Annotated in this window: 12 protein-coding genes and 1 tRNA gene; 6 read left to right on the top strand and 7 right to left on the bottom strand. The window is 47.7% G+C overall.

What is annotated here, in order from left to right:
• Positions 1-169: 169 nt before the first annotated feature.
• From BWI93_RS09120 to BWI93_RS27730, 4 genes are read right to left on the bottom strand one after another with little or no spacing between them, the layout of a single operon-like run.
• The gene (locus BWI93_RS09120) at positions 170-640 is read right to left on the bottom strand and encodes a hypothetical protein (RefSeq protein ID WP_141217404.1); all 471 of its coding nucleotides are present in this window, start codon (positions 638-640) and stop codon (positions 170-172) included.
• Between the two features lie 41 nt (positions 641-681).
• The gene (locus BWI93_RS09115; protein WP_094810418.1) at positions 682-1,482 is read right to left on the bottom strand and encodes a hypothetical protein; all 801 of its coding nucleotides are present in this window, start codon (positions 1,480-1,482) and stop codon (positions 682-684) included.
• A 1-nt stretch (position 1,483) separates the two neighbouring features.
• A complete protein-coding gene (locus tag BWI93_RS09110) occupies positions 1,484-1,696 on the bottom strand; it encodes a hypothetical protein (RefSeq protein WP_094810416.1) in 213 nt (70 codons plus the stop codon).
• A complete protein-coding gene (locus BWI93_RS27730) occupies positions 1,693-1,863 on the bottom strand; it encodes a hypothetical protein (protein ID WP_176454180.1) in 171 nt (56 codons plus the stop codon). Before BWI93_RS27730 ends, BWI93_RS09110 begins: the two co-directional genes overlap by 4 nt.
• Before the next feature lie 189 nt (positions 1,864-2,052).
• Here BWI93_RS27730 and BWI93_RS09105 point away from each other — a divergent pair, with 189 nt between their 5' ends.
• A complete protein-coding gene (locus tag BWI93_RS09105) occupies positions 2,053-2,691 on the top strand; it encodes a TetR family transcriptional regulator C-terminal domain-containing protein (protein ID WP_094810414.1) in 639 nt (212 codons plus the stop codon).
• A gap of 15 nt (positions 2,692-2,706) precedes the next feature.
• Positions 2,707-4,026: an AarF/ABC1/UbiB kinase family protein gene (locus BWI93_RS09100; RefSeq protein WP_094810412.1), complete on the top strand. Its 1,320-nt coding sequence runs from the start codon at positions 2,707-2,709 to the stop codon at positions 4,024-4,026.
• Between the two features lie 55 nt (positions 4,027-4,081).
• Here the strand turns inward: BWI93_RS09100 and BWI93_RS09095 are convergent, their stop codons facing one another.
• Complete coding sequence (locus BWI93_RS09095) at positions 4,082-4,645, bottom strand: DUF2911 domain-containing protein (RefSeq protein WP_233207718.1); 564 nt, start codon at positions 4,643-4,645, stop codon at positions 4,082-4,084.
• Positions 4,646-4,828: 183 nt separating this feature from the next.
• Between BWI93_RS09095 and BWI93_RS09090 the strand changes: the two genes are divergently transcribed.
• The gene (locus BWI93_RS09090; RefSeq protein WP_094810410.1) at positions 4,829-5,275 is read left to right on the top strand and encodes a dCMP deaminase family protein; all 447 of its coding nucleotides are present in this window, start codon (positions 4,829-4,831) and stop codon (positions 5,273-5,275) included.
• Between the two features lie 32 nt (positions 5,276-5,307).
• Here the strand turns inward: BWI93_RS09090 and BWI93_RS09085 are convergent, their stop codons facing one another.
• A complete protein-coding gene (locus BWI93_RS09085) occupies positions 5,308-5,823 on the bottom strand; it encodes a peptidylprolyl isomerase (protein ID WP_094810436.1) in 516 nt (171 codons plus the stop codon).
• Between the two features lie 142 nt (positions 5,824-5,965).
• Between BWI93_RS09085 and BWI93_RS09080 the strand changes: the two genes are divergently transcribed.
• Together BWI93_RS09080 and holA are read left to right on the top strand one after the other, a co-directional pair.
• Complete coding sequence (locus tag BWI93_RS09080; RefSeq protein ID WP_094810408.1) at positions 5,966-6,565, top strand: ACP phosphodiesterase; 600 nt, start codon at positions 5,966-5,968, stop codon at positions 6,563-6,565.
• A 9-nt stretch (positions 6,566-6,574) separates the two neighbouring features.
• Positions 6,575-7,594: a DNA polymerase III subunit delta gene (gene holA / locus BWI93_RS09075; protein ID WP_094810406.1), complete on the top strand. Its 1,020-nt coding sequence runs from the start codon at positions 6,575-6,577 to the stop codon at positions 7,592-7,594.
• A gap of 438 nt (positions 7,595-8,032) precedes the next feature.
• On the opposite strand, the gene BWI93_RS09070 is transcribed toward holA, so the two are convergent.
• Positions 8,033-8,106, bottom strand: a tRNA-Met gene (locus tag BWI93_RS09070).
• A gap of 150 nt (positions 8,107-8,256) precedes the next feature.
• Here BWI93_RS09070 and BWI93_RS09065 point away from each other — a divergent pair.
• Entirely contained in the window at positions 8,257-8,646 is a 390-nt protein-coding gene (locus tag BWI93_RS09065; protein WP_094810434.1) for an START-like domain-containing protein, read from the top strand.
• Positions 8,647-8,649 lie beyond the last annotated feature (3 nt).

Below are 8,649 nucleotides of genomic sequence, written 5' to 3'. Positions count from 1 at the left end.
ATGGGTCCTGGGTTCGAATCCCAGCGGAATCACGAAAGGCACACGCAAGTGTGCCTTTTTTGTTTGATTTCTGTCGATGGAGTATAAACGCTACCTGTGGTCTTATTTCAATAAAAAAGAGAACGCTCCTCATGAGCGTTCTCTTTTTTATTGAAATAGTCTTTCCCGGTCAAACAATCACCGTTTTAAAACCGGGGGAATGCGTACTTACTTTTAGCAGGAGTAAATACAGACAGGCCGGATAAATATGATGGAACAGCCGTTCAATAGATTGACTGAGGTGCCATTCCAGGTCATTCGGCGTAGTAAGGTAAATCACAAAATAACCTGAAAGCAGTAAACCTACAACCAGCATTGGCAGGGACTTCACAAAGGCGATTTTCTTTACGAGCAGCAACGTCAGTAAAACCAGTACTACTGAATAATACGTAAAACCGGTTCTAAAGAAATAGGTAATGATCAACCCGTAGCGATCCGGATTGACAATTAAATCAAGCAGATCGGTACCTCGACCCGCGTGAATCAGGTCATTGGCGGGAGCGTATACCACCTTAAAGTGGACCAGGATAAGAAACGGGAGCAACGCACCCGCCGCGTAGTGCAGGATCGTTCTGAAGTTTCGGAAATGAAAGCAAAGCACCGCAAACGAAAACGTTAGGAAAAACAGAGCTCCTTCATTTTTTACCCAGGTTGTACTACCGGCGATGAAGCCAGTAGAAAAAACAGTCGCCGGTCGATGCCCTGTTGGGTTTCCTTGTACATCACAAACGCGATGAGAATGAAAAAGGCCAGCAGGGTATCGGAATACTGCGAGCGGGCAATCTCGATGAATTTAGTATCCAGGGCAAACACACAAAGAGCGACAACCGCCGGAAACACATAGTTGAAGCGGGTCAGTCCGAGAAACACCGTTACCGGAATGGCAAAGTAGACCAGATGAGCCAAAATCATCGGAGCCAGCGGCGTTGCCGTCTCCACACCTCTCCACATATACGCTACCAGCGATGGCAGCATCAGCGGGTAATCCGGATGCGTTTTGACTAACTTGTTGGTGAATAAATTAGTCCAGTATTCGGGATAGAAAAGGTATTTGGCATGAAGGTTCCAGATGGCCCACGCGTCCCAATCGCCCCATCGATAGATTTGCTTGTTGAACGGTAGCGTGGCCGCCAACAGCCCGACGAGCAGAAGAAGCACCCGGCCCGGCCGTTCAAATGTCGGTAACGACCAGGAGCGATCGTGGTGGCGGACTGCGTATAAGGCCAGGGCTATTCCAGGAACAACGACGAGTCCGGCTAATACGAGCGGGTAAGGAATGGAAGCGACTAAACTCAGGTAATAGGAATAACCGACCAGGGCAAGCAGTAAGGCAAAGGCAAAGGAATAGCTTAAACCTCCCCGGGATCGGTCTCCTTTATGCAAAAAAGAGCTGACCTCAATAAAAGCAATGACGGTGGCAGCAATACAGGCAAAGATTAACATATTAACGTTTCAGGTGTACTACACGATAGGTTAACTCTTGATTGCCCCCACTGACGATACGTTCGTAGTTATCCAGAGCGAGGGGAGGAAGTCCGGGTTCTTCAAGGATGAGCATGGTATCCCTTTCGGCCAGCTCGACTACCATAGGGGCTAACACCAGCGTTGATTTAAAATAAAGCATGTCAACCCGGTCGGGAGCAACATTCGCTTTCATACCAAGCTAGCACCGGGGGGTAACTTTTTTTTGACGTCAGCGAGTAGCTCTTCGAGATGATCCGGTTCGGTATAAGCTCCCGGCGATGCCAGGTCGCGATACTTGTTAATGGTAAGCCAGATGATGGATACCAGTAAAACGGTACTGGCCAGATAAAGAAACCTCATGGAAAGATGTAATGCAGCGTACGCTGGGTTCGTTGAACGAATAGGTCTTGAAAGCAAAGAAAGCTGAATTCACGTATAAAAATCGGCCGCTTATAAATTATTGGCTGAATATTCTTTTTCCGAGAAACTACTGATACCAGATTATCGTTTGAAAAGATAGATTTGTGCGTACTCTTTCAAACGATCTTTATGGCTACTTCTCCCGATAAAATCAAAGACGCTTACATGATGCATCTGCTCGAAGAGGGGCAGCAACCGGCGTCGATCTATGCCTTTGCCAAGAAGCTGAAGGTAAAAGAAACCGAGTTCTACGAATACTATAATTCATTTGAACAGATTGAAAGCGGCGTTTGGGTAGGCTTTTTTGAGCAGACGCTCGTCCGCCTGAAAAGTGACGAGGTTTTTCACACGTATTCTGTTCGGGAAAAGTTGCTGGCGTTTTACTACACCTGGATCGAAGTACTGACCAGCAACCGCAGCTTTGTACTTCGCAGCCTGAAAGATTTCCGTATGCAGCGATCCCTGCGTACGCCCGCGGCTCTGGAAGAATTTAAATATCAGTTTGAAAAATTCATCAAAGACCTGATGGCTGAAGGGCGGGAGAGCCAGGAAGTGAAGTCCCGGCAGCTGGTCGAAACTAAATATCCTACTGCATTTTGGTACCAAACGATGTGGCTACTCGATTTCTGGAGTAAAGACACGTCGAAAGGTTTTGAGAAAACGGATACTGCCATCGAGAAGGCCGTCAACACGGCATTTGATCTGATTGGCGTATCGGCTCTGGATTCCGTACTGGATCTGGCCAAGTTTCTTTATCAAAATCGTTAACCAGGCCCACGTTTTATGAAATCCCAACAATCGATTCCAACCTCCAAAGTAGCCCGTGCGACGCAATTCGTAAAAACAGGAGTCAAAATTGGAGGAAATTACCTGAAGCATAATGTAAAGAAGCTGGTGAACCCGGATCTGAGTCGGGATGAGCTACACGAGGATAACGCCGTTGACATTTACGAGTCCCTGAGCCAGTTAAAGGGCTCGGCTTTGAAAGTGGCCCAAATGCTGTCCATGGATCGGAATCTGTTGCCCCGGCAGTATTCCGAACGCTTTCAACTGTCGCAGTACTCGGCTCCTCCGTTATCGGCTCCGCTGGTGGTGAAAACCTTCCAAAAGTTTTTCGGTAAATCGCCTTCGGCCTTGTACGACACTTTTAATGTGGAAGCGACTGCTGCGGCTTCCATTGGTCAGGTACACCGGGCGACGAAAGACGGGAAGAACCTAGCGGTAAAGGTGCAGTATCCCGGTGTGGCAGATAGTATCAGTTCCGATCTGAAGATGGTAAAGCCCATGGCGAAAACCCTTTTCGGATTGAATGAAAAGGATGTGGACCGCTACACGGCGGAGGTAGAGCTGCGTTTGCTGGAAGAAACCGATTACGAACTGGAGCTACGCCGGGGGGGTGAAATTACTCAGGCCTGTGCTCACATTGAGGGCCTGGTATTTCCGACCTACTATCCGGAACTTTCAGCTCGTCGGATTCTGACGATGGACTGGCTGGAGGGCAAACACCTCAGCGATTTTCTGGCAACCAACCCCAGTCAGGAGGTACGCAACCGGATTGGACAGACGCTATGGGATTTTTACGACTACCAGATTCACACGCTTCGGCAGGTACACGCCGATCCGCATCCGGGTAATTTTCTGCTGCGGCCGGACGGCACGACGGGCGTAATCGATTTCGGCTGTATCAAAGACATTCCGACCTTTTATTACGACAACTATTTCGCCCTGATCAACCCCGATACGGTGGCGGATCGCGAGCGGACGGAACAAATTTTCTATAATCTGGAATTCCTGTATCCGTCCGATTCAGACCACGAAAAGCAGTTATTCTCGGGTCTGTTCATCCAAATGATTCACCTGCTGGGACGACCCTTCAAGGAGGAAACCTTTGATTTTGGCAACGATGCGTATTTCCAGGAGGTGTATGCCTTTGCCGATCAGTTACAGCGAATCGAAGAGATCCGAAAGTCTAAAGTAGCCCGGGGGAGTCAGCATGGTTTGTACGTGAATCGTACCTACTTTGGTCTGTATTCGATTCTGAACGAATTAAAAGCCGTCGTAACGACCAATCGCCCGGACTGGTTACGGCCTGGCCAGGGTTAAACAAACGCTTTGATACGAAAAGGCCCGAGGGATTCGAATGCCTCGGGCCTTTTCCTTATTTAACGAACGCGAAAGGAATGCGTACCCGAACGTCGTCCCACATCAGATGAAGATCGGCACCGGCTTCGGTTTCCTCGAAGCGAAAGGTAAGGGCTTCGTAAACCTGATCGTTTTTCTGAGCGGGAACGTCCACGCGTAAGTAATCGTTTTCGGCTTTATAGTTGAAAGCACCCCACTGACCCAGTTCCGAATTAAGAACAATCGTCCAGGAGTCCGGGTTCGGAATCGTGAAAAGGGTATAGGTACCCGGTCGAACCGATCGTCCGGCCAATTTCACCTCTTTTGTAATGGTTAGTTCCGTAGCTTCGTTCGCTCCGGTCCGCCAGATTTTTCCATAGGGTTCCAGTTTCCCAAAAATTTCCCGTCCCTTTCGCATGGGTTGTCCGTACGTAAGCTTGAGGTAACAGGTTTCGGTTTTATATTGGGCTAAAGCCAGCGGACTGGGCCGTAGCTGCGGCTGGATAATTTCAGCGGCGGTACTCTTGGCGGTGGAATCCGTTTGGGCCTGTACGGAGAGAGCCATTAAACAGCCCATGCCAACGAAATGAAATAATTTCATAGTTTAAGTAAGCGTACGTCGTTTTATTGTCGGAACTTTCGGCAAAAATAAACGATGGAAAGGGCCAGTGTGAGATACGCTGCTGCCAAATTTATTAAACCAGTAAGGTAGATCGCTGAGAATCAATCGGCTGATACCTACGAAGATTGGAATCCTTTGAAACCCCATTTTGACGATATTTTTATGGATCTGGCCGTGAACTTGGCCAAGCGGTCCCACTGCATTAAAGCTCAGGTCGGAGCGGTCCTTACCAAAGACACGCGAATTATTTCCATCGGTTACAATGGACCGCCAGCGGGTACGCACAATTGTGATGAAGAATTTCCGGAAGTGGGTTGTCCCCGTGATTCGAAAGGCAGCTGTTCATTAGCCCTGCACGCCGAGCAAAACGCCATTCTGTACGCGGCTAAACTCGGAGCCAGCATCGAAGGAGCAACGATCTACGTAACGCTTTCGCCCTGTATCGCCTGTGCCCGGATTATTTACTCGATGGGGATTCGCCGCGTGGTTTTCAAAGATTCGTACGCAAAGTACAAAGGCATCGGCGTGGATGAGGGAGTAGAGTTCCTGCGGAAGTTTGGGGTGCAGGTTGAAGAGTACGGTAGGCCTGTAAACAAAGAAAGATTATGAATCAAATCATAATCTTTCTTTGACGGACTTTCTTAGTGATGGATGCCACCGTCACCGTGAACGTGTCCGTGGCTCAGTTCGGTAGGCGTAGCTTCCCGAACGTCGAGGATTTTACCCGTGAAGTGAAGTTGCATTTCAGCCAGTGGGTGATTAAAGTCCATCCATACGGCATCATTGCTAACTTCCACGATACGACCATTCATTTGCTGGCCTTCATCGTTCGTCATCGGTAATACATTGCCTACCTGAATCAGTTCCTGATCGATTTCCCCGTTCACCCGGAAAACATCCAGCGGAAGATCGACAACGGCTTCCGGATCGCGTTGTCCGTATCCTTCGTCGGGTGAAATAGAGAAGTCAAAGGTATCGCCTGGCTTAAGTCCTTCCAAACTGTCTTCAAACCGTTCTGGATAGCCACTCATTCCATGTATATAGCCCATCGGTTCGTCTTCTCCAATGGCTTCTACCAATTCAAATTCCTCTTCATCGGGACCTTTGATGGATAAGTCGTACGTAAGAAGAACTACCTTGTTTTTTGTGATTTCCATGAGCGTTGTTTTTTTGCAAACGTACCGTAAATACGCCGGGTAATTAAAAAGAACCGACAAAAAGATTTTTATATCAGGCCGTTTTGAGTGAACCTTGTATCACAAATAACCATTCCAAAGAAACGCCTATAACCCCTGATTCATGAATTTTCTGGCACATACGGTACTTTCCGGATCTAATTCCGACGTGCAGGTGGGCAATTTGCTGGGTGAGTTTGTGAAGGGACGACTGGAAAACTACCATCCGCCGGGCATTACCACGGACATGCTCGTGGGCGTGCGGCTGCACCGTATTATTGATGATTTTACGGATCACCATCCCATAACCCGTCGGAGCAAAAGTCGCCTGGTCGAGGAGTACGGCTTGTTGTCGGGTATTCTGGTCGATATGTTTTATGACTATGTACTGGCCCGCGAATGGGCGACGTATTCGGCCCTCCCGCTTCCGCTCTTTGCCCAGCAGTTTTACGAAGCAGTCGAGCGACAGCGGCCCTTTCTGCCAGCCTCTATGCAGAGTACGGTTCAATCCCTGATTTCCCGCGACTGGTTCACCAACTACGCCACCTTGGAGGGTATCGAATGGTCGTTGCGGGGAATTGGCCGTCGCTTTCCTCCAGCTGCTGGTATTGAGCGAAGCATTACGCAACTGGAACGGGAATACGCGTTTTTTAAAGCCGATTTCGAAGAGTTCTGGCCCGACTTAAGTCAGCGGTGCTTCGATTATCTATCTTCCATTAATTGATTAGCAGGTATGCCTCAGACTTTTGAAGCCGTCTGGAAAGAATTAAAAAAGAACCAGTTCGCACCCTTGTACCTACTGGCGGGCGATGAACCTTACTATACGGATCAGCTTGCTTCGTACCTGGAGGAAAATGCTCTGCCAGCCTCGGCCCGGGATTTCAACCAGTTTGTGTTGTATGGAAAAGACACCAATGTAGGTACCCTGCTCAGCTACGCCAAGCGTTTCCCCATGCTTTCCGACCGCCAGCTGATTCTGGTGAAGGAAGCCCAGGATATGCAGGGCCTCGATGCGAAGGATACGGTCCGTTTTCTGGAAGATTACATTGTTAACCCACTTTCTTCTACCATTCTGGTGCTCTGTTTTAAGTCGAACGTGGATGAACGGAAGACCTGGGTAAAAGCCTGGGATAAAAAAGGTGTATACGTTCCTTCCAAGAAGCTGTATGACAATAAAGTGCCCGACTGGATTGCTTCTTATTGTCATGAAAAAGGCGTAAAGATATCCCCCAAGGCGTTACAAATGTTATCTGAATTCATTGGAAACGATTTAAAGCGAATTGCCAATGAATTGGATAAAATCATTCTGAACCTGCGAGCCGATGAATCCATTCAGGCTGAAACGGTCGAACGCTTCGTGGGCATCAGTCGGGAATTTAACAATTTTGAATTACAGAAAGCCCTATTGAACCGGGATGTGGCTCGGTCTAATCTCATTGCCTACCACTTTTCCCGTAACCCCAAAGACAATCCCATACAGCCTACGCTGATTATCCTTTATAACTTTTTTAGCAAACTTTTACTGACCCACGCAACGCCCGACAAAAGCGAACGTAATCTGGCGAGTACACTGGGTGTGAATCCATTTTTTGCGAAAGATTACGTAACGGCCAGTCGCAATTTCTCACTCGATAAAACGGTAAGCGTGATTAAATATTTGAGACAGGCCGATGCCCAGTCCAAAGGGGTAGAAGTAGGAGCAGTAAGTGAAGAAATAATTCTTAAAGACTTGATATTTAAAATCTTACACTAAACTAACTCAATTGTGCTGGATTAGCATCAAAAAGGAAGGGCTACCCAGGAATGGGTAGCTTTTTCTTTCAGCGGACAATATGACAGATTACCTTTTTTAGGTAGTGTTTAAAAAAAATAATCGTTCATTCTCAGAAGTTTAACCAATATATGGGCCTGATTCAGGGCTGAAAATAATTAATAAAACTGTGCCTAGCCGATACGTGTGTAAAAGTGCGGTTTGGTATACTCGATCCCGTTTTGGAACTATAAAAGAGCTTTTAGTACGTTGATTTAGCAGCCCATATATGGGGCGGATTTGTCTGGTCTGGGTACGGCTGGTGTAGGAAAGCCGTAAGGAACACGAAAGGTTGCTGAAGAAGAAGGGTGGGGCGTCCAGCGACTGGAGTCAACCTTGTGAAAAGAAAAAACCGGAACAGTTTTCACTGCTCCGGTTTTGTAGCGGGGACGAGAATCGAACTCGTGACCTCCGGGTTATGAATCCGACGCTCTAACCATCTGAGCTACCCCGCCGTTTTTTTGTGGTGCAAAAGTATACGTATTTCGGCCAAAATCCATACCTTGTGAAAAAAAAACTTAATTTTTTCAGGCCGTGTCGGCAACGCACTTGATACTGGACTGATTTTGAGTAAATTGACGGGATACGTCTTTGACAAAAAAATTATGACGAAGCATAAATTTGTTACCGAGTACGAGTTGCGGGCTTCTCCTAAAATGCTCTTTCCCTACGTTAGTACGGCTTCGGGTCTCCAGCAATGGTTTGCTAACAAAGTGAACGTGGGATCAAACCAGTCCATGATTTTTGAGTGGGATGGCGAAAATCACCCGGCTAAGATCGTTTCCATGCGTCAGAACAAAAGCATCAAATATGATTTCATGCCTGATGCCAATGAAGAGGAGCACAATTACATGGAGTTTCGGCTGGATCAGAGCGATCTGACGAATTCGACGTTTTTGAAGATCACCGATTACTCAGACAATACGGACGAAGAAGACTTGCGGGCACTTTGGGATGGACTCATCGATACGCTGCGGGAAGTCGTTGGGGGATGATTG

Source organism: Siphonobacter sp. BAB-5385 (genome assembly GCF_002261125.1).
Taxonomy (GTDB): domain Bacteria; phylum Bacteroidota; class Bacteroidia; order Cytophagales; family Spirosomataceae; genus Siphonobacter.
The sequence above is the reverse complement of the archived record's forward strand: the minus strand, read 5'-3'. Positions and strand labels throughout refer to the sequence as shown.

What these genes read in the sequence shown, in the direction of transcription:
- BWI93_RS09090 (WP_094810410.1), top strand. Translation starts at nt 4,829, where the DNA reads ATGGATCTGGCCGTGAACTTGGCCAAGCGGTCCCACTGCATTAAAGCT.
- BWI93_RS09110 (WP_094810416.1), bottom strand. Translation starts at nt 1,696, where the DNA reads ATGAAAGCGAATGTTGCTCCCGACCGGGTTGACATGCTTTATTTTAAA.
- BWI93_RS09085 (WP_094810436.1), bottom strand. Translation starts at nt 5,823, where the DNA reads ATGGAAATCACAAAAAACAAGGTAGTTCTTCTTACGTACGACTTATCC.
- BWI93_RS09080 (WP_094810408.1), top strand. Translation starts at nt 5,966, where the DNA reads ATGAATTTTCTGGCACATACGGTACTTTCCGGATCTAATTCCGACGTG.
- BWI93_RS27730 (WP_176454180.1), bottom strand. Translation starts at nt 1,863, where the DNA reads ATGAGGTTTCTTTATCTGGCCAGTACCGTTTTACTGGTATCCATCATC.
- BWI93_RS09095 (WP_233207718.1), bottom strand. Translation starts at nt 4,645, where the DNA reads ATGAAATTATTTCATTTCGTTGGCATGGGCTGTTTAATGGCTCTCTCC.
- BWI93_RS09105 (WP_094810414.1), top strand. Translation starts at nt 2,053, where the DNA reads ATGGCTACTTCTCCCGATAAAATCAAAGACGCTTACATGATGCATCTG.
- BWI93_RS09065 (WP_094810434.1), top strand. Translation starts at nt 8,257, where the DNA reads ATGACGAAGCATAAATTTGTTACCGAGTACGAGTTGCGGGCTTCTCCT.
- BWI93_RS09115 (WP_094810418.1), bottom strand. Translation starts at nt 1,482, where the DNA reads ATGTTAATCTTTGCCTGTATTGCTGCCACCGTCATTGCTTTTATTGAG.
- holA (WP_094810406.1), top strand. Translation starts at nt 6,575, where the DNA reads ATGCCTCAGACTTTTGAAGCCGTCTGGAAAGAATTAAAAAAGAACCAG.
- BWI93_RS09100 (WP_094810412.1), top strand. Translation starts at nt 2,707, where the DNA reads ATGAAATCCCAACAATCGATTCCAACCTCCAAAGTAGCCCGTGCGACG.